A 21,834-nucleotide genomic window follows, 5' to 3' on the forward strand; every position below is an offset into this window, starting at 1 on the left:
CACCGCGGAGCGAGATCGACGGGCCCGCCCGCCCCTAGCCTCGGCCGCAAGGAGCACGAACGAGGGGCGGTACCCGGTGAACTGGCTCATCCACGACTACCGCGAGAGCGATCTCGCAGCGGTGGTCCACCTGATCGACACCACGGCCGAACTCGGCCAGGAGTCCGTCTTCTCGCTCGCCGAGTGCATCAGCGCACTGACCGGCCGGCAGCCCTGCGTGGTCGCCGTCCACCAGGGCGTCCCCATCGGCGCGGCCCTCGCCTGCGTCACCGGGGAGCGCGCCTGGGTCATGCGCATCGCCATCGCCGCCGGCTGGCGCGGCCGGGGCCTGGCCAGCGCCCTGCTCGTCGAACTGGAACGGCGGCTCATCGCCGCCCGCGTCGGCCGCATCGCCTACGTCCTGCCCGAGGAGGACCTGCTCGGCGAAGGCCTCCTCAACGCCGGCTACACCCGGCAGCCCGCCGTCGCCTACTTCGAGAAGACCGAGCCGCTCCACGGACCGGCCGCCGGCCTCCTCGACGACCTCGGCGGCCGCTTCCTGCCGAACGGCCTGTGGTCCAAGGTCGCCGGCATGGAGAAGGAGAAGGACCTCATCGAGCGGCGCGTGGTGCTGCCCCTCGCCGAACCCGAACGGGCCGCCTCGCACGGAGTGCGGCCGCCGCGCGCCATCACCCTCTTCGGCCCGCCCGGCACCGGCAAGACCACCTTCGCGCGGGCCATCGCCTCCCGGCTCGGCTGGCCCTTCGTCGAACTGCTGCCCTCGCGCCTCGCCGACGAGGGCAACCTGGCCGCCGCGCTGCGCGACGCCTTCGCCCGGATCGCGGAACTGGAGCGCGTACTCGTCTTCATCGACGAGGTGGAGGAGATCGCCCCGGTGCGCACCGAGCCCGCGCAGCCCGGCGGGATCCACGGCGTGACGAACGAGCTGCTCAAACTGATACCGGGCTTCCGGGAGGGCGACGAACGGCTGCTCGTCTGCGCCACCAACTCCATCCGCTCGCTCGACCCGGCCTTCCTGCGCCCGGGCCGCTTCGACTACCTCATCCCGATCGGCACCCCGGACGCCGGGGCGCGCGCCGCGATCTGGGCCCGCTACACGGCGGGGCGCGCCGACGTCGACGTCAGCGCCCTGGTCGAGGCGACCGAACTGTTCACGCCCGCCGACATCGAGCACGCGGCGCGGATCGCGGCGCAGGTGTCCTTCGAGCGGGACCTGGAGGCGGTGGGCGCGCGCGGCGCGGCGGCCGCACAGCTCGGCGCGACCACGGCGGACTACCTGGAGGCCGTCCGGCAGTGCCGGCCGACGGTGACCCCGGCGATGACGGGCGAGTTCGAGGCCGACATCACCGCGCACGCGCGCTTCTGAACCGCCGAACCGCGCTTGTGTACTCCGTCCCCCGGTTGCGGCGGGGGACGGGACCGACGCCGGTGCCCGGCCCCGTCAGGGGTCCGGGCGGCCGGGTCGGCTACCGTCGGGGCATGGGCTTCGTCATCTTCTGACCCTCCCCGGGCTGGCCTTGCTGCTGACCGCGATGGCCTTCCTCGACATGGCACTGGTGCGGGCGGGTCGCGCGGGACCGCTGCCCTGGCGGATGGGCGGTCGCCAGCGGCAGATCGCCTCCACCGGGTTCGAGCAGCTGCACGCCGGCTTCTCGCCGGGCAAGCAGAACGAGCTGAGGGAGCGGCAGAGCGCCCTGGTCATGCGCGACGACGAGGAGGACGGCGCGCCGCCCCGCTCCCGGGTGGACCTCGACGGCGGACGGGCCGTCATCCGGCTCCCGGCTACCGGGTACAGCGGTACGTGAAGTTCACGGAAGCCGTGCGCTGCGCCGGCGACAGCAGCTGCAGCTCGGCCTTCGCCTGGTAGTTGCCCGTCCCCCGGAACGTCCACAGCAGGTGCAGCCGCGCCTCGCTCTGCCCGCGCGGCACCCGCTCGGTCAGCTCCTCGGACCGGGTGCCGTCGCTGCGGACCCAGCGGTAGGTGAGCGTCCCCGGCCGCCCGTCGGTGCCCACGACGGCCACCACGTCGGCCGTCGCGTCGCACGCCGGGCCGGCCGGATCGGTGGTCACGGCCACGTCCCGGACCTCGATCCCGGGCCCGAACCGCTGCCATCCGAGGTAGGTGAGGACCGCCGCCAGCACGACCGCGGCGAGCGTGTACCGGCGCAGCCCGGCGCCCCGCCGCCGCCGGGGCACGGCGGCCACCGCCACGGCCGCGTCCAGCGGGAACGGCGCCGGCATGGCGGCGGTGACGCCGGGCCCGAACCGGAGCACGGACCCCTCGACGCGGTCGGGTGCCACCGCCCCGGCCGGCGCGGGCGGTCCGCTGAACCAGTGGCTCCCGAGCACGGTCGCGCTGTAGTCGTCGCCCTCGGGGGCGCGGGAGTCGGTCATCGTGGTACCTCCACGCAGCGCGGCAGGTACTGCGAGGCCGACGCGGACTTGTTGCCGGCGGCCGGCTTGGTGGTCACCCGGACGCCGCCGTAGCAGCCGCGGTCACGGCTGAAGGTGTGCACCCTGTTCGTGGTGACGGTCGAGCCGGCCTGGACCGTGAACGACTCGGTGCCGTCGGGGACGGACAACGAGCCCTGCGCTCCGCCCAGGAACCACTCCACCACCACGGTCACCGGCCCGGTGCCCTGGGAGGAGACCGTGACGGCCGCATCGCCCCGGTACACACCGGTCTTGAGGGACACGGCGACGTTCGTGACCCGCAGGGTCGGCGTCGGCGTCGGCGTGGGCGTCGGCGTCGGGGACCAGCTGACCGTCGGCGTCGGGGTGGTGGGGCTCGGCGACAGCGACGGCCAGGCCGAGGCCGAAGCCGAAGCGGAGGCCGACGCGGACGGCGTGGGGCTCGGCGAGGCCGAGGCGCTCGGGCCCGGCGACGTGGAAGCGGACACCGACTCACCGGGAGTGGGGGAGGCCGACCCGGGAGGGGCCGCGCTCGTCGTGGCGAAGGCACTGAGCGCCGAGGCCCCGCCCGGGGCCGCGCCGATCGCGTCCGTCGTCAACACCAGCACCGCGCCGAGGACCAGCGCCGCCCCCGCCGCGATCCAGCCGCGCTTGCCGGGGGCCCAGCCCGAACCGCCGTCCAGCTTCGTCGTCGCCACCGCGGTGGTGCCCGCCGCGGGCGCGCCCGCCGAGGGGAACAGCAGCGGCAGCAGCGCGGCCAGCGCAGCCAGCTTGCGCTGCCCGCGCTCCTCCCACTCGGGCCCGTACGCGGCCAGCGCCACGTCCTCCAGCTCGGCCACGAACGCCTCGGCGTTCTCCGGCCGCTGCTCGGGTGCCTTGGCGAGGCCGCGCCGGATCAGCGGCCGCACGGGTTCCGGGGCCTCCGTCTCGGGCACCGGCGCCTCGATGTGCTGCACCGCCAGTTCGGCGAAGTTCTCCCCGTCGTACGGCTTGCGCCCGGTCAGGCACTCGAAGAAGGTCGCCGTCGCCGCGTACACGTCGGCGGCGGGCGACGCCGGCCGGCCCTGCCACTGCTCGGGTGCCATGTAGGCGGGGGTGCCGGCGACACCGGGCGTGGAGCCGCGGTTCGCCGCGATCCCGAAGTCCACCAGCTTCGACGAGCCGTCGGCCGCGACGAGCACGTTCTCCGGCTTGTAGTCCCGGTGGACGACGCCCGCCCGGTGTGCCGACGCCAGTCCGAGCAACGACCCCTTGAGGACCACCAGCGCCGCCTCGGCGTCGGCCCGCCCGGACTGCTTCAGCAGCGAGCGCAGGGAGATGCCGTCCACCAGTTCCATGACGATGGCCGCGCCGCCGGGCGCCTCCACGTACTCGTACAGGCGCACCACGTACGGGGACTCCAGCCCGCCCAGGAGCCGGGCCTCGGCCCGGAACTCCCCGACGAAGGCCGGGTCCTCGCGCAGACGGTCGCTGAGGTACTTCACCGCGACCGCCGTGCCCGTGGCGTCGTGGACGGCGAGCACCACCCGGCCGCTGCCGCCCGAGCCGAGCTCGCGGACCTGCGTGTAACCGGGGACCGACCATGCCGCCCGAGTGTCGTTCATCGTTCCTGCCCCCTGCCTGCTGCCTGCCGTGTTGCGTCGAACCGCCCATGTCAGCGGCCGGTACGGGGCCGGCCGCTCACCGGCCCGCCCCGTACCGGACTCCCCAAGGGACGTGGTTCCGGCCACGGCCGGTTCCCGACCGCGGCCGGTGTCTCAGGCCGCGGCCGACACCGTGCCGATCATGGCGTGCAGCCGGTCGGCGGCCGCCCGCCCGAAGGCCGGATCGTTGATGTGCGTGTCGTAGTCGTAGAGCCGCGCGGCACTGCCCCGCAAGCCCTCGCGCAGCGCCGAGAACAGCGCCCGGTCCGCGCGGGGGTCATGGTACGGGCCGCCCGGCGCGCCGAGCGTGGACAGTCCACGGAGCGGGACGCAGACGGCCGTGGGGCCGGTCGCCGCACGGAGTTTGGCGGCCACCCGGCGGCCGAGTTCCGCGCACTCCGCCCGGCTCGTGCGGATGACCGTGATCGACGGGTTGTGGACGTGGACGCCCCGGTCCAGGACCCGCTGGGGCAGGGACTCCAGCGGGCCGAACTTCACCATGTCCAGCGCGCCCAGGCTCACCACCTGCGGCACACCGGCCCGTCCGGCCGCGCTGAGCCGGTCGGGCCCCGCGGTCAGGATCCCCCCGCACAGGTCGTCGGCCAGCTCGCTGAGGGTGAGGTCGAGGACCCCGGCGAACACCCCCTGGCCGGCCAGGGTCTCCAGGGTGCGGCCGCCGGTGCCGCTGACGTGGAAGACCAGCACCTCGTAGCCCAGCTCGGTCAGCCGTTCGCGCGCCGCGTCCACGCCGGACGTGGTCACGCCCGCCATGCTCGCCGCCACCAGCGGACGGGGGCCCGCCCCCAGCCGGGGCGGGCGGTCCGCCCCGGCGCGGGCGAAGGATCCGGCCATCCCGGCGACGGCCGCCACGGCGTTGGCCAGGATCGGCTCGGAGACACTGTTGATCCCCGCGATGTCCACCACGCTGTACATCATCGTGATGTCCGAGGAGCCCACGTACGGGGCGACGTCCCCGGACGCCATGGACGAGACCATCAGTTTGGGGACGCCCAGCGGCAGGGCGCGCATCGCCCGGGTGGCGATGGAGGTTCCGCCGCTGCCGCCTATCGCGAGCACTCCGTGCAGCCGGCCCTCGGCGTGCAGGCGCAACAGGGTCGCCTCGGCGCCCCGGGCCATCGTGGTCACGGCCGCGCCCCGGTCGGCGGCCGATCGCAGAAGGGACAGTTCGGTTCCGGCGGCCCGGGCCACCGCGGCGCGCGTCACGTCCGCGGCCACCCGGGGTTCGCCCATGATTCCTGTGTCGACCAGTACCACTTCGACGCCGGCGCGCAGCAGCCTCTCGCGCAGCCAGCCGTACTCCACACCCTTGGTGTCCAGGGTTCCCACCAGCACGACGTTCGTCATACGTGCAATGTCCAGGCAGGCGCGGATGTTGGCAAGTACGAGCTCTGGTCAAGCCTTCAGCAGCACCAACAACCGCTCCAGGAAGGGTAGTTGCGACGGGATCAGCATGTTCTGGGCCATCTCGGGAGTGCACCAGGCCACCCGGTCCAGCTCCGGGAACTCCTGTACGTTCCCCGAATGCGGCGGCCACTCCAGGGTGAAGGTCCCCGGCACCATGAGCGCCGGATCGAGGTCCGCCTCCACCGCCCAGATGGTGACCAGCTTGCCGCTGGAGAGGCGTACCTCGCCGAGCGGGAGGTACTCGCCCTCCGGCGGGGGCAGGCCGATCTCCTCGGTGAACTCCCGGCGGGCCGCGTCGCGCGGAGTCTCCTCCGGCCCGTACTCCCCTTTGGGGATGGCCCAGTCCCCGGAGGTCTTCCCCGACCACAACGGGCCGCCCATGTGCCCGAGCAGGACCTCGACCCCGGCCCCGGCCCCGGCCTCGACCCCGGCCCCGTTCCCGGGCTCCGGCCGCGAGCCGTCCCCCGTCCGCCGGAAGAGGAGCAGTCCGGCGCTGCGCTTGTACGTCATGGGCCCATACATGCCCCGTACCGGCGCCGGTCAGTGATCGTGCGGGCCCTCGCGGTGCACCGGCCCGTGCGCGTCCGCGCAGTGCGGGTCGTAGGGGGCCTCGCCCCGCCGGCCGACCGACAGCAGGGAGTCCTGCGCGTGGTCCACCTGGAGGGTGGTGTGCGTGATGCCGTACTCCTTCTCCAGCAGCCGCTCCAGCTCCCGGCGTACGGCGTGGCAGTCGCCCGCCGGTTCGACCAGCACGTGCGCGGAGAGCGCCGCCTGCCCCGAGGTGATCGTCCAGATGTGCAGGTCGTGGACCTCGGTGACCGGCGGGTGTCCGACGAGCCGGTCGCCGACCGCGTCCGGGTCCACGTTCGCGGGCGCGGCCTCCAGGAAGATCCGGCCGGAGTCGCGGACCAGCCCGTAGCCCGCCTTCACCATCAGGACCACGACCACCAGCGTGGCGATCGCGTCGGCCTGCCGGAACCCGGTCGTCATGACGATCAGACCGGCGACGGCCGTCCCGATGAAGGCGAACAGGTCGTTCAGGACGTGCTGGTAGGCCCCCTCGACCGCCAGCGAGGACCGGTTCGCCCGCGAGATGCACCAGGCCGCCGCCACGTTGACGACGATGCCGGCGAGCGCCGTCACCAGGACCAGCCCGCCCTCCACCGGCGGCGGGTCCATCAGCCGGCGCACCGCCTCGTACGCCAGCCACGCGGCCAGCAGGAGCAGCGTCAGGCCGTTGGCCTGGGCGGAGAGTATCTCCGCGCGCTTGAGGCCGTACGTGAAACCACCGCGGGCGGGGCGGGCCGCCAGCCGCATCGCGATGAGCGCGAGCACGATCGAGACGGCGTCCGTGAGCATGTGGGCGGCGTCGGAGATCAGGGCCAGGGAGTGGGCCATGACGCCGATGACCACCTCGATGGCCATGAACGCGCCGATCAGGCCGAGCGCGATGGCCAGCCAGCACCGGTCGGCGTCTGCGGCCACGCCGTGGCTGTGGCCCCCGGGCCCGTGGCCGTGGCTGTGGCCGTCGTGCCCGTGGCCGTCGTGCCCGTGGTCATGCCCGCTCATGACATCCCCCGTCTCGTCGCGGCAGCCGTTTGTTCGGTTCCGTCGCGTGAAGTGAAGCGCACCCCGGCGCGACTGGCAAAGGCTGCAACGGGGACCGTTGTCATTACCCATAAGAGGCCTCTGACCTGCGGTTTTGTCCGGCCGCTGCCGGGGAGGTGTGATCGTGGGAAAATCTGCTCATGGTCCAGCGCCCCGGTGTGCCGACCGCGCCCGAGCTCGTCCTGGAGACGGACACGGGCTCCACACCGATGAGCCCGGGCCGGACGTACCACGTCGGCAGGGACCCGCTCTGCGAGATCTGTTTCGAGGACGCCCGCGTCTCCTGGCACCACGCGGTCCTGCGCCCCGACGGCGACCACTGGACGGTCGAGGACGAGGACAGCACCAACGGCACCTGGGCCGACGGCCACCGCGTCCACGAGTGGAGCGTCGGCGCCGGCAGCGAACTGCGCTTCGGCGACGTGACGGACGGCCCCCGGGCCGTCCTCAACGCCCCCGGGCCCGGACCGGGAAGCGCCGACGCCGGGCCGGCCAGGGTGTCCAACCCGTCGATGACCACCACCTTCCGGCGGCCCAGCGCCGTACTCCCGCTGCCCGCCCGTACCGCCGTGCGCATCGGCCGCGCCACCGACAACGACCTCGTCATCGACGAGCTCGACGTGTCGCGCCGGCACGCCGAACTCCGGGCCCTCGCCGACGGCACCTACGAGATCGCCGACCTCGGCAGCCACAACGGCACCTACCTCAACGGCGCCCCCGTCACCGGCACGGCGCCCCTCACCGAGGGCGACATCGTCGGCATCGGCCACCTGGCCTTCTGCCTCGTCGGCGACCGCCTCCAGGAGTACGAGGACACCGGCGAGGTCACCCTCGACGTCCAGGGCCTCACCGTCGCCGTCGACCGGGGCCGCAAGACCCTCCTCGAAGAGGTCTCCTTCCCGGTGGGCGCCAAATGCCTGCTCGCCGTCATCGGCCCCAGCGGAGCCGGCAAGTCCACCCTGCTCGGCGCTCTCACCGGCCTGCGCCCGGCCGACCGCGGCACCGTCCTCTACGACGGCCGCGACCTCTACCGCGACTACGCCGAACTGCGCAGCCGCATCGGCCTCGTACCGCAGGACGACATCCTGCACTCCCAGCTCACCGTCCGGCGCGCCCTCGCCTACGCCGCCGAACTGCGCTTCCCGCAGGACACCGCGAAGGCCGAACGCCAGGCCCGGGTGGACGAGGTGATCGGCGAACTCGGCCTCGGCGAGCGGGCCGCCCAGCCCATCCACAGCCTCTCCGGCGGCCAGCGCAAACGGGTGTCCGTCGCCCTGGAGCTGCTCACGAAGCCCTCCCTGCTCTTCCTGGACGAGCCGACCTCCGGCCTCGACCCGGGTATGGACCGCTCGGTGATGCACATGCTGCGCGGCCTCGCCGACGACGGCCGCACCGTCATCGTCGTCACCCACAGCGTCCTCAGCCTCGACGTCTGCGACCGGCTGCTGGTCCTCGCCCCGGGCGGCCGCATCGCCTACTACGGACCGCCCGGGGAGACCCTCGGCTACTTCGGCGCCGACCAGTGGCCGGAGGCCTTCGAAGCATTCGAGAACCAGCCGGGCCGTGACTGGGCCGGTGAGTACGCCGCCTCGACGGCCCACCGCACCTACGTCCTGGGCGCCTCCCGCCAGCCGTGGCACGGCGCCGACCGCCGGGCGGCGGCCGCCCCGGCCGCGTACGCCCCGCCACCCAAGGCACAGAGCTGGGGCTCCCAGCTGTCCACCCTCGTCCGGCGCTACGCGGCGGCACTCTCCGCGGACCGGACCTTCCTCGCCATCATGATCGCGCTGCCCTTCGTCATGGGAGCCATGGCCCGCGCCCTGGCCGGCAGCAGGCTCACCCAGGAGACCGCGATCAACGCCCTGCTCATCCTGTCCGTCGGCGCGGTCCTCACCGGAGCCGCCAACGCCGTGCGCGAACTGGTCAAGGAACGGATCATCTACCGACGGGAGCGGGCCGTCGGGCTGTCCCGCTCCGCCTACCTGATGTCGAAGGTCGTGGTGCTGGGCGCCGTCACCGTCGCCCAGGCCGTGGTGCTGACCCTGGTGGCCCTCTACGGCGTGGACCTGAGCGCCCCGGGCGGCCACGGCGTGATCATGGACCCCCTCCTCGAGATCACCATCGCGGTGGCACTGCTCGCGTTCACCGCCATGATGCTCGGCCTGCTGATCTCCGCCCTGGTGCGCAAGGAGGAGGTCACCATGCCGCTGCTGGTCCTCCTCGCCATCGTGCAGGTGGTCTTCTGCGGCGCGCTGCTGCAGCTCGAAGGCGTGCCGGTGATCGAGCAGCTGGCCTGGCTGGTCCCCTCGCGCTGGGCCCTCGGCGCCATGGCGGGCACCATCGACCTCGGCGCGATCGTGCCCGGAACCCTCACCGACGACCCGCTGTTCGCCCACACGCCCGCGGTGTGGCTGCTGAACCTGGGCATGCTGGTGGTCCTGTCCGTCCTCTTCGGGGTGCTGGTCGCGAGGCTGCTGCGCCGGCACGAGCCCGTGATCATGCGGAAGTAGGCCTCATGAGCAGCTCGATGGATTCCGGGATCGCCGTGGCCGACTTCCGGCCCACCCACGTGGTGCCGCCCCCCGGGCTGTCCGCATGGGAAGCCCCCGACGTCTCCCGGCCGACCGCCGCCCTGGACGCCTTCCTGCCCGTCCAGCTGCTGTCGCGAAGGGGGGAGTGGGGGGAGATCCTCTGCGCCAACGGATGGAGCGCCTGGGTCGACGGGCGGCTGCTCATCGCGGTTCCGCAGCCGCCGCCGACCACGGGGGAGCGGCCGTCGGTACGCGCCGAGGACCCCAGGCCGCTGCTCGCGCGCGGCGCCGACGCCCTCGAACGCTACCGGCACGCCGTGGACGAACTGGCCTCCGGCCGGGCCGACACCGACGCCTTCCGGCGGTCCCTGCGCGGGCTGCGGGCGGGCGTCGTCGTCGACGGGGAGTCGGTCTGGCTCTACGACGAGGCCTCGGGACGGTGGATGTACGGCGACGGGACGCGCCTGGCGACGTACGCGGTGACCGAGGGGCCGGGAAACACCCACGGGCCCCAGTCGCCGCCGGCCGAGCCGGAAGGCCGCGGGGCCGGCGCGGGGCCCGATGCGCCGCCCGCCGGACCGGACGCGGGCGGACCCGGCCGGCAGGCCGCCCCGACCGCCGGCCCGACCCGGATCGTGGACACGCAGGACCCCGAAGCGCAGTAGGGCAAGTGCAGTGAAGGCAAGCGCGACGCTGAGCGGACGGCATCCGCCGACGGGCGCGGGTCAGCCGTGAGCCGGCGCCGCGGCGGGCGCGTCGACCCGCCCGCGCCGGTGCAGCGGGCGGGCCAGGAGGCCGCCGAGGAAGCCCGCCACGGCACCCCAGAGGAGCCCGAGGCCGACCGTCCGCCACAGCACGGGGTTCAGTACGAGCTGTCCGCCGAGGCCGTCCACCTCGCCGATGCCCAGGAGGGACAGCCCGTACTCGGCCTGGACCCGGCACAGCAGGCAGACCGCGAGGGTGGCCAGGGCGAGGGCCGCGCCGAGATGGAGCGCGTGCTGCCAGGGCCGGACGTGCGCGGGGGACCGTAGGGCCGCCAGTACACCCGTGCCCAGCAGCAGGACGGCGGCCACCACCACCAGCCACCACGCCCGCGGGTCGCGCGCCGCGAACGACGCCACGTCGACCGGGGCCCCGTCGGCATCGCGCAGCACCTCGTCCAGCAGCTGCGGCATCGGCAGCCCGAAGGCCCCTTCGACCCGGGCCTCCCAGGCTCCGCCGAAGCCCAGGGTGAGCGCGAACCAGACGAGGTTCGGCAACCCGAGCAGGACCACGGCGAGGGTCCGGCCGGCGTCCCCCCGGGTCGCGGCCACCACCAGTGCCACGACGACGCCGATCACGACGTACGAGAGGAGCAGCAGGGTCGTGGCGAAGGCGGCCGGACGCACCGCCGTGTGGAAGCGGACCAGGCCGGCCGGGAGCGGTGCCCTGCGCGACACCAGCAGGGCGATCAGCAACAGGCCCAGGATCCACAGCAGTCCGAACAGCAGGGTGGCGGGCACGTCGGCGCGGAAGCCCACCGTCGGCGCGGAGTCAAGGAGTTCACCGATCACCGCGACGGTGGGGTCGTCGGCGGAGATGCCGAAGTCCTGCCGGGCCAGGAACGCGGCGGCGAGCAGCGCGAGCAGCCACAGCACGACCAACGGGACGGCCCGGCCGACGAGTTCGCGGGGCCTGGCCACGGCCCGGTTGTGCAGCGGACGCAGGAAGCAGTAGCCGGCCGCGAGGGCGCCCGCCAGACTCACGGAGAGCGGGAGCACCGCCAGGCTCGCGTCCACGCCCGCCAGCAGGCCGGCGTCGCCGGACACCTCCACGGTACCGCCGGCCGCCATCACGACGACCGCGGCGAGCACGTGCGGGAACGCCCCTTCCGGGAGGTCGCCGGCGCCCGCGCACGCGAGGCCGGCCGCGGCCACCGCGGTCATCGCCGCGAAGCCCGCGACGACGGTGACGAGGGCGTCGCGCCAGGCCCTCGCGGAGCCCCCGGTCGATGCTGGTCTGGGCGTCTGGCTCACCATGCAACCGTGGCACTCCCGGCTTGCGGGCACCACCCGGACGGCGCACACAATGGTCCGATGGGAACTCCCTCCTCCTGGGAAGAAGAGCCCGTGAGCACACATTCCTCCGGTTGGCAGCCGTCGTCAGAGCGACCCACGGGGCCGCCTTCCGGGCCGCTGTCGGGCGGGCGGCAGGTACCGCCGCCCCCGCCCCCGACCGGGCCGCCCGGCGGTCCCGGCGGTCCCGGCGGTCCCGGCGGTCCGGGGCCGGACAAGGCTCCCTGGTGGCGGTCCGTTCCACGGCTCGCCACCGCTCTCGTCGCGGTGGTCGCGGTCGTGGCCCTGGCGGTGGTGCTGACCCGGCCCGGCGGCGCCCCCAGCGCCGGGGGCGAGGTGTTCCTCCAGCCGGCCGCGGCCGCGGGCCCCGACCCCTTCACCGAGTCCACCGTGGTGAAGGAGGACGCACCGCCACCGGAGAGCCCGCCACCGCAGAGCCCGGCGCCGTCCCCCAGCGGGACCGGCGCCGCTCCCACCACCCAGGGCACCACCACGGGCACCCGGAGCGTCAGCGGTTCCGCCCCGGGCGTGTACGGGGGCACCCAGGACGTGGCGAGCTGCGACGTCGAGAAGCAGATCAAGGTGCTGGCCGCGGAGCCCGCCAAGAACGCGGCCTTCGCCGCGACGCTCGGCATCCAGCCGACGGCCGTGCCCCAGTACCTTCGCTCGCTCACCCCGGTGCAGCTGCGGCTGGACACCCGGGTCACGAACCACGGCTTCCAGAACGGCAAGGTCACCAGCTACCAGGCCGTACTGCAGGCCGGAACGGCCGTGCTCGTGGACGACCGCGGCGTGCCGCGGGTGCGCTGCGCGTGCGGGAACCCGCTCGGTCCGCCGGTGCCGCTCAAGGCCGCCCCGAAGCGCTACGGGCAGACGTGGCCCTCGTACCAGCCGGCGAAGGTCGTCGTCATCGCACCGGCTGTGCAGCCCGTGAAGAAGATCGTGATCTACGACCACCAGAACCGGCACTGGTTCGAGCGCGAGAAGGGCCACCACCAGGAGAGGCGGCCAGACCGGCCGATCCCGCCGCCGGTGATCCCGACGCCGCCGACCACGCCGAGTCCGTGGGTCACGCCGACGCACACCGGGCCGAAGCCGCCGAAGCCGCCGGGACCGCCGTCGAAGTCGCCCTCGCACACGGGGCCGAAGCCGCCGTCCAAGTCGCCTTCGAAGTCGCCCTCGACATCCCCGTCCGGGAAGCCCTCCGGCTCCGAGTCCCCCTCGAAGTCGCCGTCGAAGCCGCCGTCGGGGTCCCCGTCGAAGTCTGCGTCGGAGTCGCCCTCGGGTTCGCAGTCCCCGTCGACGTCTCCCTCGGGATCCCCGTCGGTCTCGCCGACACCCTCCCCGAAGGCCTCGCCGTCGGTGTCGCCCTCGGTCTCGCCGTCGGGTTCGCCGACGGAGAAGGCGTCGCCCTCTCCGTCCAAGCCGCCCTCGGGGTCCCCGTCGGAACCTCCGTCGCCGTCGGGCTCCCCCTCGGGGTCCCCGGCGGCATCGCCCTCGCCGAAGCTGTCACCGTCGCCCTCTGAGGCTCGTTCGCCCCAGCCGACCGACCGCACGCCCTCGCTGCCGACGCGGACGCCGCGCCCGACCGACCGCACGCCTTCCGTGCCGACCAGGTCCGCAGCTCCGCAGTCACCGGTCGCGCCGCAGCCGGAGCCGGAACCGGCACGTACGGCCATCGAGCCGCCGCCGCAGGACCAGCCCCGCGAGGACGGTGGCGGGAACGGCCGTGACGGCGGTGACGGCGGGAACGGCGGTGACGGCGGGAACCGGTGACCGGTGGCAGAGCACCGGTCAGGTCCGGGCGCGGCGGGTCAGCGAGTCACCCGCCGCGCCCACCGCCACGCCGAGGGCGACCATGACGACGTAGCCGTAGATTTCGTAGCCGTCGGGAACGAGGAAGCGGACGAAGCCCATGAAGTGGATCCAGCCGAGCCACTCGTGCAGGAGGCCGCTCCCGCCGCCGAGGACGAGGACGAAGCTCAGCAGCCCCGTCACGGCTGCCAGCGGGGACTTGGGATGGGTGGAGGTCATGGTCCGACCGTAGGCGCGGCGCGTACGACGGCGGATCCGTCCGAAGGCTGCGCGGGGTCGTACTTAAGTATTTGATGCCCGTCTCGGACGTCCGCGGGCGCGCGGGCCCGCGTAGATTTCCCGGACATGCGCCGTATTCACCGCACCGGCCGGGACCGGGCCGTGGACCTCGGGGTGGTCCCCTTCGCGGCCTGCTTCGCCGCCGTCAGCTCGCAGTCCATCCCGGTGCCGGAGGGCCTCGGCCAGGCATGGCGGACCCTCGACCAGGTGGCCGGGGGCTGGGATGCGCCGCGCTCCTCCTGCGACGGCGCTGGCCGGTGCCCCTGGCCGTGGCACTGATCCTGGCCGGCAGCCAGACGCACTACATGACCGGACCGGCGATGGTGGCGGTCTTCACGGTGGCCGCGACCATGCCGTGGCGGGCCACGGCATGGGTGGCGGCGTCGGTCTTCGCCCCGCTGCCGGTCTTCCTGTGGCAGCTGCCCGACATGCCGGAGGACCGGGCGGGTTCCGCCCTGACCTACTTCGCCCTCATCGCCGGGGCCGTCGGCTGGGGACTGTTCCGGCGCTCGCGCGGGCAGTTGATCGCCTCGCTGCGGGCGCTCGCCGAACTGGCCGAGGCGGACGCGGAGTCCAGGGCCGACAACCGCGTTCAGATCGCCCTGCTGGTCCACGACGCGGACGAACCGGCCTGAGCGCTCCGACTCGGCCTGGGCGAGGGCCGGTTGCGGGGTTCCGCCTGAGGCACCGGGGTGGGCGCAGGTCCGGCCGCCGGGAGAATGCCGGGGGGCGGGAAACGAACTCGCCCACCTGGCGAGCCGGTCGCGCCGCACGGACCGGTGACGTCACCGGCCTCACGCCACCGGCGGGGCCGATCGGCGGACCATCTCGGCGATCCAGGCCGGGGCGAACGGGGACGTGCAACCGGGGGACGTCGGGTAGTCCTTCAGTACCCCCAGGCGCTCGCCGACGGCGATCGCGCGGGCGCGGTGCTCCGGATGCTCGATACCGATCTGCGCCAGGCAGTGGTTCATCGCCCACTGCAGGCGGTCCGGGGCGCCCTTCATCTCCGCCTCGATGACGTCGAGCAGTCCCGACAGGTCCAGCCCCTCCGGCCTCTTCGCCACGCGCTCCGTGGTCAGCGACCAGCCGGCGCTCGCGACCGCCGGATCCGGGTCGGCGAACCAGGCCACGCGCAGCTCCTCCGCGTGCGGGTTCTTCTTCACCACGTAGTTCACGAGCCAGTCGTGCACCTTGGGCGTCCGCGCCCCCCGCAGCATGGCGTCCAACTCCTCACGCTCGAACGCCTTCGGGCGGCAGATCAGGAGTGCCAGCAGCCTCGCCGCCGTGTCCTGCGTGTCCCAGAGCTCGCGCGCCAGTTCCGGTTGCGTCTTCAGCCGTTTCGCCACCGCGCGCAGCTTGCCGAGGTTCACACCGTGGTCCTCACCGTGCTTCTCGTTCACGGCACGTGCCTTCGGGTCCTCGAGCCCGGCCAGTTCGGCCATCACATCGGCCGGCGCCGTCCCGGTCACCTCAGCCACCTCAGCCACCTCTCCCTCGCTTCCCGAGCCTAGTCCGTTGCGGTGACGTGCGGCCGCCCCGCATAGTTGGCCGATGCACCGGAATTGCCGCGGAAAGCGGGTGGATTCCGTCCCCGCCCGAGATGCCGATCGGCGGGGCGGTGACTAATATCATCCGTAGGTAGCTGTGGCAACTGCGGGAATCACACCCTTTACCCGCGGTGACACGCCGGAGCGCGAGGCGTGCGACATATCGCACCGGCCCCGAAGGTCCGTGGCCCAACGAGGCCGCGTTGACGGGGGATGCGCGCATTCATGAAATCTGTACGGCCACAGGTGCAGCCATGAACATCCCTTGCGTGAGGAGGAAGAACAAATTTTCGTGCCGTAGCAACGAGAAGGGTTCTCAACCATGCGAGCAACGAGAGTCAAGCGCCTCTTCGCGGTGTCCGCCATCGGCGTTCTGATGGCCGGCGGCGCCCTGGGCGCCGCGGGTACCGCCTCGGCGGCGACCCCCACCCAGTCCGTCACGTACGTGAGTGGCGGCGGCTGGGACCATGACAGGGGCGGCCACCACCACGGCTGGTACGACGATGACGACGACGACTACCGTGGCGGAGGCTACGGCCACGACTGCTGACACCACAGCACACTGTGCGGCCCGCGCGACGGGCCGCACAGCGGCGTGTCCGCGCGGCGATCCCCACTGCCGGCCCACCCCCCACTGCCGGCCCACCCCACGGGGACACCGGCCGGGGACGGTGAGACCCTGGCTGCATGGCCCGTAGGGGAGACGTTCCCGAGGTCGACTGGCCCGCGCGGCCGGACACGAGCCTTGCGCTCAACCGCATGGGCACCTTCGACTGGGACCTCGACAGCGGGCGGATGCACCTGGATCCCACCGCCCTCGAGGTTCTCGACCTGCGCCCGGACGAGTACAGCGGCACCCCCGCCGGGCTCCGCGCACGCATCGCGCCCGCCGAGGAGGCCCGGCTCGACTCCCGGGTCGCCCAGGCGATCAAGGACGGCCGGAGCCACTACGGCGCCTACGTGCGCAGCCGCCGCCGCGACGGGACACCGGCCTGGACCCACATCCAGGGGCACATCCTGCGGGACCCGGGCGGCCGCCCGTACCGCGTCATCGGCATCCTCCGCGACGCCGCCCACGACCCCGGCGAGCCCGGAGCCGCCGGCGAGCAGGACGAGGGGCGCCGCCGGATGACCGGCGTCGTCGAGCGGACGACCGCCATCCTCGCCCACGCCCGCACCGTCAACGACGTGACCGACGTCCTCAAGGACCCCCAGGCCCTCGGCCACCTCGGCGCCATCAGCGTGATGCTGGGCGTCGTCGACGGGGGCCGCATCCACCTCGTGGCGGAGGGACAGCTCGGCACGTACGTCCCCGAGATCGAGTACACGCGGATCGACGCGCAGTTCCCGATGAGCGTGGCCGTACGCACCATGCAGCCCGTCTTCATCGTCTCGCGGGAGGAGTTCCAGGAGGGCTACCCGGAACTGTGGCCGTACATCGAGCCGCTGGACGTCCGCAGCGGGGTCTACCTGCCGCTGATCGCCCAGGGCCGGCCCGTCGGCGCCCTGGGGCTGCTCTACAAGCGGGACGGCGACTTCACCGCCGAGGAACGCAACCTGCTGATGGCGCTCGGCAGCGGCGTCGCCCAGAGCCTGCAGCGCGCCATCCTCTTCGAGCAGGAGCACGACCTGGCCGAGGGCCTCCAGCGGGCCATGCTGCCCCGCCGGATCCCCGCGGTGCCGGGCGCGCTGATCGCCGTGCGCTACCGCTCCGCCCGGATGGGAAGGGACATCGGCGGCGACTGGTACGACGTGGTGCCGCTCGGCGGCGGCCGGGTCGGTGTGATGATCGGTGACGTCGAGGGCCACGACACGGACGCGGCCGCCGTCATGGGGCAGCTGCGCATCGTGATGCGCGCGTACGTGGTCGAGGGACACACGCCGGGCGCGGCGATGGCCCGCGCCTCCGCGTTCCTGCGCGACCTGGAGACGGAGCGCTTCGCCACCTGCACGTACGCCGAGGTCGACCTCATCAGCGGCATGCTCCAGATCGTCCGCGCCGGCCACCTCGACCCGGTCGTGCGGCGCGGCGACGGCAGCTGCCACCGGATCCAGGTGGCGGGCGGACTGCCGCTCGGGCTGCCGCCCCCCGAACCGTCGGCGGCCGCGGGCTCCGGCTACCCCGTCACCAGCCTGGAAATGCACCCGGGGGACACCCTGGTGCTGTGCACGGACGGCCTGATCGAGCGGCCGGGCGCGGACCCCGACACCGGCATGCGCGAGCTGATGGCGGCGATCCACAGCGGTCCCGCGGACGTCGACGAACTCGCCGACGTGCTGTGCGACCTCGTCGGGGACTCGGGCGGCGGGGACGACATGGCCCTGCTCGTCCTGCGCCGCCGCGGTACGCCCACCGGGCGGGGCGGCGGCCCGCTGCGCCAGCGCCTGGACCCCGGGGACGCCGAGGCCCCGGCCCTGGCCCGGCACCTCATCCGGGCGGCGGTGGCCGCCTGGGGCGCGCGGGACCGGGCCGACGAGATCGAGCTGGCGGCGGACGAGCTGATGACCAACGCCCTGGTCCACACGGACGGCGGCGGCCACATCAGCATGCGGATCACGCCCCAGGGGCGGATCCGGATCGAGGTCGAGGACTCCAGCAGCGCACTGCCGCGGCGGCGCGAGGCGGGGGACTGGGCGGTCTCGGGGCGCGGACTGATGCTGGTGGAACAACTCGCGGACGCGTGGGGCGTGGAACCGCGGGGCGGCGGCAAGTGCGTCTGGTGCGAGTTCGCCCTGCCCCCGCCGCAGCACTAGGTCGTGTCCGCAAAGTCCCGCCTGCGCGGCGGGGTCCGGCCTCCGGGTGGCCGACGCTACTTTGCGGACACTCCCTACGGGGTGTCGGTGGCGTCAGCGTGCGAACTTTTCGATGGCCGCCGGGGTGACGGGGGTGAAGAAGTTGACGAGGTTGCCGTCGGGGTCGCGCAACAGCAGCGACCGGTTGCCCCAGGGCATCGTGGTGGGCTCGGTGACGAAGTCGGTGACGAAGCCGGTCAAATTCTGGTGCACGCGGTCCACGTCGTCGACGAGGAACTCGGTGATGACGCTGTGGTTGTCCGCCGGGCGGGCAGAGCCCGGGGCGAACAGCGGGACGGTGCGGGTGCCGGCGATCGCGAGGGTGGCGCCCGCGGTCTTGAGTTCGGCGAAGTCCTCGGTGGCCCACGTCGCCCGAGCCCCTGTGGCTCGCTCGTAGAAGTCGACGAGGCGTGTGACGTCGCTGGTGATGATGCGGATCGAGACGAAGTTCACGGGGATCTCCTTGGCTGTGCCGGGTGCGTGCTCGTCGCAGGCTAGGAGAAATAGTGGACAGAATCGGTCCTGTATTCGCGTTAGGCTGCGGACATGCCTCGACCCACCGGCCGCGTGTTGACACTGCTGGAGCTGCTGCAGTCGGGCGGTACCCGGACGGTGGCCGAGCTCGCCGACCGGCTCGGCGTCGAAGGGCGCACCGTGCGCCGGTATGTGGACCAGCTGATCGACCTCGACGTGCCCGTGGAGTCGGTGCGTGGCCGCTACGGCGGGTACCGGCTGGCTCCCGGCTACCGCCTGCCTCCGCTCATGCTCAGCGACGACGAGGCGCTGGCCGTGGTGCTCGGCCTGGTCGCGGGCCGCCGAGCAGGGCTGACGACGACGGAGCGCACGGCAAGCGAGACGGCGTCGGCGAAGATCCGGCGGGTGCTGCCCAAGCACATCGCCCGTCGGCTCGACACACTCCTGGAAGCCCTCGCCTTCACGGAGCGGCCCGGCGAGTTCGACACCCCGGACGCCGGGGTCCTGCTCACGATCGCCGACGCGGTGCGCCACCACCGACCGGTCTCGATCCGCTACACCGACCGTGACGGACGGCGCAGCGAACGCACCCTGCACGCGTACGGGATCGTCGCCCATGCGGGCCGGTGGTACGTCACGGGCAAGGACGCCCGGATCGGCGAGGACCGAACGTTCCGGCTCGATCGCATCGCAGACGCGCGGACCCTGCCCGGCTCGTTCGAAGCGCCAGGGGGGCCCGATCCGGAACAGCGCGTGCTGTCAGGGTTCGCCACGGCCGAGTACCGGCATGAGGTGACCTTGCGGATCCACGGCACAGTCGAGCAGATCCGCGCCCACCTTCCGGCCAGTGTCGCGAACCTTGAGCAGCACGAGTCCGCGGCCGGTGAGGACCACGCGACCGAGCGCTGGCTGCGCGTCGAGCTCCGGGTGGAGCGGCTCGACTGGTTGCCCCCGGTACTCGCCTCACTCGACCGGCCGTTCGTCATCGAGCGCCCCGATGAACTCCGCGACCTCGTCATCGCGCTTGCCCAACGCCTGACGTCCTACGCCGCCGAGCCTGACCGCGAGGAACCGATGTCGTGAGATGGCCACCCAGGGCGGGGGGCCGGCACGGCGAACGGCGCGACGCTACAGGCGCACCAGCGTGACCTCGGTGGCCTTCACGCTCGTCCACACCTCGGATCCGTCGGCCAGGCCCAGTTCGGCGGCCGCGTCCGGGGTGATCTCGGCGACCAGGTCGGGTGCGTGGGGCGACGCGATCAGCACGCGCAGCCGGCTGCCCACAGCGGTGATCTCCCGGACGGTGCCCCGCCACACGTTGCGGGGGCTGCCGCCCGGGCGGTCCCGGTGGACCGACACCGCCTCCGGGGCGATGATCGCCAGGGCCTGGGCCCCTTCGGGCAGGGCCTCGGCGACCACCAGGCGGCCGCCCGCCGCGAGGGCGAGGCCGTCCGCGGAGGCGATGCCCGGCCAGGCGTTGCGACCCAGCATCCGGGCCACCCACGGGGAGCGCGGGTGCCGGGAGACCTCGGCGGGCGGCGCGTCCTGCAGGGCCCGGCCGTCGGCCAGTACGAGGACCCGGTCGGCCAGCGACACCGCCTCGACGGGGTCGTGGGTGACGATGAGGCAGACCCCGCCGAAGCCGGCCAGGTGCGTGCGCAGGGTGTGCCGGACGTGGGCCCGCGTGGTCTGGTCGAGGGCGGCGAGCGGCTCGTCCAGCAGCAGGAGCCGCGGGCGGGCCGCCAGGGCGCGCGCGAGCGCGACCCGCTGGGCCTGGCCGCCGGAGAGCTGGGACGGCCTGCGCTGCGCGAGGTGCCCCACGCCCAGCCGGTCCAGCCAGGCCTGAGCATCGCGGCGGGCGTCGGCGCGCGGCACGCGGCGGGCGCGCAGTCCGTACGCGGTGTTCGCCAGCGCGCTCAGGTGCGGGAACAGGGCGCCGTCCTGCGGGACCCAGGCCACCTGCCGCTTGTGCGGGGGCAGGGCGGTGACGTCGGCGTCGCCGAGCCGCAGGTCGGCATGGGCTCGCGGGGTGAGGCCGAGCAGGGCGCGCAGCAGGGTCGTCTTGCCGGCGCCGTTCTCGCCGACGACGGCGATCGTGGTGCCCGGTTCGGCTTCGAGGGTGAGGCGGTTGAAGCCGGTGACGGTGGCGTGCAGCGGCCAGTGCCCCGCCCGCGCGGACTGCGCGGGCGCGGCGTCGGCCGCGCCCGGCTCCTCGCCCGGCCCCGGGGCGGGGCCGGGGCCGGGGGCCGGGGCCTCTTCCGGGGCGGGCTGCGGCGTCGTGACCGCCCCGCGGTCGATCGGGGTGCCCGTCCAGCGGCCGCGCAGCGCGATCAGTACCGCCATGGCGATCGCCAGCAGCAGCAGGGAGACCGAGGTGGCCGCCTCGGGCTGGTCCTGGAGCAGCAGGTACACCTGGAGCGGCAGGGTCTGGGTGGTGCCGGGCAGGTTCCCGGCGAAGGTGATGGTCGCGCCGAACTCGCCCAGCGCACGGGCCCAGGTGAGGGCGGCGCCGGCGACCAGACCGGGCGCCACCATGGGCAGGGTCACGGTGAAGAACACCCGGACCGGCGAGGCGCCGAGCGAGGCCGCCGTCTCCTCGTAGCTGTGCTTGAGACCGCCGAGGGCCCCTTCCAGGCTGATGACCAGGAACGGCATCGCGACGAAGGTCGCCGCGACGACGGCCCCCGAGGTGTGGAACGGCAGGGTGATCCCGAAGGATTCCTCCAGCCAGGGCCCCAGCAGTCCGCGCCGGCCGAAGCCGAGGAGCAGGGCGACACCGCCCACGGTCGGCGGCAGCACCATGGGCAGCAGCACCAGCGAGCGGACCAGGGCCTTGCCCTTGAACTCCACGCGGGCCAGCAGCCAGGCCAGGGGCACGCCGAGGACGAGGGAGAGGCCCAGCGCCCACAGGGACACCAGGAGGGAGAGCTTCAGGGCCTCGACCACGCCGGGGCTGCCGAGGTGCTCGCCGAGGTCGCCCCACGGAGTACGGACGAGGATCCCGATCAGCGGCATCAGCAGGAACGCGACGGCGAGCAGCGCGGGCAGCGCCAGGGCCACCGGGGGCCGGGTGCGGGTACGGAGTCTGCTCACGGGACTTCCTGGCTGGGGCCGGCGAGGCCGGACGGGGCGGGGCGCTCGGGCAGGGGCGCAAGGGGGAAGCGTATGCGGGGGCCGCCGGGACGCGGGTGCGCGCGGGCACGCCGAAGGGGCTGCCCGTCCCCCCGGACCGGACAGCCCCTTCGGTCAC

The 21,834-nt window shown here is 73.8% G+C and carries 19 protein-coding genes and 1 pseudogene; 10 read left to right on the top strand and 10 right to left on the bottom strand.

The window, feature by feature from the left end; all coding sequences use genetic code 11:
* Positions 1-76: 76 nt before the first annotated feature.
* Together IG86_RS0106010 and IG86_RS0106015 are read left to right on the top strand one after the other, a co-directional pair.
* The gene (locus tag IG86_RS0106010) at positions 77-1,366 is read left to right on the top strand and encodes an ATP-binding protein (RefSeq protein ID WP_030818541.1); all 1,290 of its coding nucleotides are present in this window, start codon (positions 77-79) and stop codon (positions 1,364-1,366) included.
* A 166-nt stretch (positions 1,367-1,532) separates the two neighbouring features.
* On the top strand, positions 1,533-1,805 hold the full coding sequence (locus tag IG86_RS0106015; RefSeq protein ID WP_045936872.1) for a DUF6191 domain-containing protein: 273 nt from the start codon (positions 1,533-1,535) through the stop codon (positions 1,803-1,805).
* Here IG86_RS0106015 and IG86_RS0106020 read toward each other — a convergent pair.
* The 5 genes from IG86_RS0106020 to IG86_RS0106040 all read right to left on the bottom strand — a co-directional run bounded on the left by IG86_RS0106020 (position 1,783) and on the right by IG86_RS0106040 (position 7,049).
* Positions 1,783-2,394, bottom strand: coding sequence for a hypothetical protein (locus IG86_RS0106020; RefSeq protein ID WP_030895265.1), 612 nt, complete (start codon positions 2,392-2,394; stop codon positions 1,783-1,785). The genes IG86_RS0106015 and IG86_RS0106020 overlap by 23 nt on opposite strands.
* Positions 2,391-4,016 (bottom strand): serine/threonine-protein kinase, encoded by a 1,626-nt coding sequence (locus tag IG86_RS0106025; protein ID WP_030895268.1) that lies wholly within the window; start codon positions 4,014-4,016, stop codon positions 2,391-2,393. Before IG86_RS0106025 ends, IG86_RS0106020 begins: the two co-directional genes overlap by 4 nt.
* Before the next feature lie 153 nt (positions 4,017-4,169).
* Entirely contained in the window at positions 4,170-5,420 is a 1,251-nt protein-coding gene (locus IG86_RS0106030; protein ID WP_030895270.1) for a Tm-1-like ATP-binding domain-containing protein, read from the bottom strand.
* 48 nt (positions 5,421-5,468) lie between these two features.
* A complete protein-coding gene (locus tag IG86_RS0106035) occupies positions 5,469-5,990 on the bottom strand; it encodes an NUDIX hydrolase (protein WP_030895273.1) in 522 nt (173 codons plus the stop codon).
* Between the two features lie 30 nt (positions 5,991-6,020).
* The gene (locus tag IG86_RS0106040; protein WP_030895275.1) at positions 6,021-7,049 is read right to left on the bottom strand and encodes a cation diffusion facilitator family transporter; all 1,029 of its coding nucleotides are present in this window, start codon (positions 7,047-7,049) and stop codon (positions 6,021-6,023) included.
* A 179-nt stretch (positions 7,050-7,228) separates the two neighbouring features.
* On the opposite strand from IG86_RS0106040, the gene IG86_RS0106045 reads away from it, so the two are divergent.
* The gene (locus IG86_RS0106045; protein WP_030818526.1) at positions 7,229-9,598 is read left to right on the top strand and encodes an FHA domain-containing protein; all 2,370 of its coding nucleotides are present in this window, start codon (positions 7,229-7,231) and stop codon (positions 9,596-9,598) included.
* 5 nt (positions 9,599-9,603) lie between these two features.
* Positions 9,604-10,284 (top strand): hypothetical protein, encoded by a 681-nt coding sequence (locus IG86_RS0106050; RefSeq protein ID WP_030895277.1) that lies wholly within the window; start codon positions 9,604-9,606, stop codon positions 10,282-10,284.
* Positions 10,285-10,344: 60 nt separating this feature from the next.
* Here the strand turns inward: IG86_RS0106050 and IG86_RS0106055 are convergent, their stop codons facing one another.
* Positions 10,345-11,637 (bottom strand): streptophobe family protein, encoded by a 1,293-nt coding sequence (locus tag IG86_RS0106055; protein ID WP_030818522.1) that lies wholly within the window; start codon positions 11,635-11,637, stop codon positions 10,345-10,347.
* 57 nt (positions 11,638-11,694) lie between these two features.
* On the opposite strand from IG86_RS0106055, the pseudogene IG86_RS44140 reads away from it, so the two are divergent.
* Positions 11,695-12,927, top strand: a pseudogene (locus IG86_RS44140) (DUF6777 domain-containing protein); the annotation flags it as partial.
* Between the two features lie 540 nt (positions 12,928-13,467).
* On the opposite strand, the gene IG86_RS0106070 reads toward IG86_RS44140, so the two are convergent.
* Complete coding sequence (locus tag IG86_RS0106070; protein ID WP_030818518.1) at positions 13,468-13,707, bottom strand: hypothetical protein; 240 nt, start codon at positions 13,705-13,707, stop codon at positions 13,468-13,470.
* Positions 13,708-13,833: 126 nt separating this feature from the next.
* Here IG86_RS0106070 and IG86_RS44145 point away from each other — a divergent pair, with 126 nt between their 5' ends.
* A complete protein-coding gene (locus IG86_RS44145) occupies positions 13,834-14,046 on the top strand; it encodes a hypothetical protein (protein ID WP_244305785.1) in 213 nt (70 codons plus the stop codon).
* On the top strand, positions 14,037-14,402 hold the full coding sequence (locus IG86_RS44150) for a hypothetical protein (RefSeq protein WP_244305787.1): 366 nt from the start codon (positions 14,037-14,039) through the stop codon (positions 14,400-14,402). The genes IG86_RS44145 and IG86_RS44150 overlap by 10 nt, the downstream gene beginning before the upstream one ends.
* 159 nt (positions 14,403-14,561) lie before the next feature.
* On the opposite strand, the gene IG86_RS0106080 is transcribed toward IG86_RS44150, so the two are convergent.
* Complete coding sequence (locus tag IG86_RS0106080) at positions 14,562-15,212, bottom strand: DNA alkylation repair protein (RefSeq protein ID WP_078905845.1); 651 nt, start codon at positions 15,210-15,212, stop codon at positions 14,562-14,564.
* A 427-nt stretch (positions 15,213-15,639) separates the two neighbouring features.
* On the opposite strand from IG86_RS0106080, the gene IG86_RS38395 reads away from it, so the two are divergent.
* Together IG86_RS38395 and IG86_RS0106090 are read left to right on the top strand one after the other, a co-directional pair.
* Entirely contained in the window at positions 15,640-15,867 is a 228-nt protein-coding gene (locus IG86_RS38395) for a hypothetical protein (protein ID WP_037847320.1), read from the top strand.
* 137 nt (positions 15,868-16,004) lie between these two features.
* Positions 16,005-18,071 carry a SpoIIE family protein phosphatase gene (locus tag IG86_RS0106090; protein ID WP_030895286.1) on the top strand — a complete coding sequence of 689 codons (2,067 nt, stop codon included), beginning with the start codon at positions 16,005-16,007 and terminating at the stop codon, positions 18,069-18,071.
* Positions 18,072-18,164: 93 nt separating this feature from the next.
* Here the strand turns inward: IG86_RS0106090 and IG86_RS0106095 are convergent, their stop codons facing one another.
* Positions 18,165-18,563: a VOC family protein gene (locus tag IG86_RS0106095; protein ID WP_030818512.1), complete on the bottom strand. Its 399-nt coding sequence runs from the start codon at positions 18,561-18,563 to the stop codon at positions 18,165-18,167.
* Positions 18,564-18,656: 93 nt separating this feature from the next.
* On the opposite strand from IG86_RS0106095, the gene IG86_RS0106100 reads away from it, so the two are divergent.
* The gene (locus IG86_RS0106100) at positions 18,657-19,667 is read left to right on the top strand and encodes a helix-turn-helix transcriptional regulator (RefSeq protein WP_030895291.1); all 1,011 of its coding nucleotides are present in this window, start codon (positions 18,657-18,659) and stop codon (positions 19,665-19,667) included.
* A 45-nt stretch (positions 19,668-19,712) separates the two neighbouring features.
* Here IG86_RS0106100 and IG86_RS0106105 read toward each other — a convergent pair whose 3' ends face one another.
* Positions 19,713-21,599, bottom strand: a complete 1,887-nt coding sequence (locus tag IG86_RS0106105) for an ABC transporter permease (RefSeq protein ID WP_208864249.1) — start codon at positions 21,597-21,599, stop codon at positions 19,713-19,715.
* Positions 21,600-21,834: the final 235 nt, after the last annotated feature.

The sequence above is a fragment of the Streptomyces virginiae genome, assembly GCF_000720455.1.
Classification (GTDB): Bacteria; Actinomycetota; Actinomycetes; order Streptomycetales; family Streptomycetaceae; genus Streptomyces; species Streptomyces virginiae.

What these genes read in the sequence shown, in the direction of transcription:
- IG86_RS0106080 (WP_078905845.1), bottom strand. Translation starts at nt 15,212, where the DNA reads ATGGCCGAACTGGCCGGGCTCGAGGACCCGAAGGCACGTGCCGTGAAC.
- IG86_RS0106105 (WP_208864249.1), bottom strand. Translation starts at nt 21,599, where the DNA reads ATGCCGCTGATCGGGATCCTCGTCCGTACTCCGTGGGGCGACCTCGGC.
- IG86_RS0106030 (WP_030895270.1), bottom strand. Translation starts at nt 5,420, where the DNA reads ATGACGAACGTCGTGCTGGTGGGAACCCTGGACACCAAGGGTGTGGAG.
- IG86_RS0106090 (WP_030895286.1), top strand. Translation starts at nt 16,005, where the DNA reads ATGGCCCGTAGGGGAGACGTTCCCGAGGTCGACTGGCCCGCGCGGCCG.
- IG86_RS0106100 (WP_030895291.1), top strand. Translation starts at nt 18,657, where the DNA reads ATGCCTCGACCCACCGGCCGCGTGTTGACACTGCTGGAGCTGCTGCAG.
- IG86_RS0106020 (WP_030895265.1), bottom strand. Translation starts at nt 2,394, where the DNA reads ATGACCGACTCCCGCGCCCCCGAGGGCGACGACTACAGCGCGACCGTG.
- IG86_RS0106015 (WP_045936872.1), top strand. Translation starts at nt 1,533, where the DNA reads ATGGCCTTCCTCGACATGGCACTGGTGCGGGCGGGTCGCGCGGGACCG.
- IG86_RS0106045 (WP_030818526.1), top strand. Translation starts at nt 7,229, where the DNA reads ATGGTCCAGCGCCCCGGTGTGCCGACCGCGCCCGAGCTCGTCCTGGAG.
- IG86_RS0106055 (WP_030818522.1), bottom strand. Translation starts at nt 11,637, where the DNA reads ATGGTGAGCCAGACGCCCAGACCAGCATCGACCGGGGGCTCCGCGAGG.
- IG86_RS44145 (WP_244305785.1), top strand. Translation starts at nt 13,834, where the DNA reads ATGCGCCGTATTCACCGCACCGGCCGGGACCGGGCCGTGGACCTCGGG.
- IG86_RS0106035 (WP_030895273.1), bottom strand. Translation starts at nt 5,990, where the DNA reads ATGACGTACAAGCGCAGCGCCGGACTGCTCCTCTTCCGGCGGACGGGG.
- IG86_RS38395 (WP_037847320.1), top strand. Translation starts at nt 15,640, where the DNA reads ATGCGAGCAACGAGAGTCAAGCGCCTCTTCGCGGTGTCCGCCATCGGC.
- IG86_RS0106050 (WP_030895277.1), top strand. Translation starts at nt 9,604, where the DNA reads ATGAGCAGCTCGATGGATTCCGGGATCGCCGTGGCCGACTTCCGGCCC.
- IG86_RS0106070 (WP_030818518.1), bottom strand. Translation starts at nt 13,707, where the DNA reads ATGACCTCCACCCATCCCAAGTCCCCGCTGGCAGCCGTGACGGGGCTG.
- IG86_RS0106040 (WP_030895275.1), bottom strand. Translation starts at nt 7,049, where the DNA reads ATGAGCGGGCATGACCACGGGCACGACGGCCACGGGCACGACGGCCAC.
- IG86_RS0106025 (WP_030895268.1), bottom strand. Translation starts at nt 4,016, where the DNA reads ATGAACGACACTCGGGCGGCATGGTCGGTCCCCGGTTACACGCAGGTC.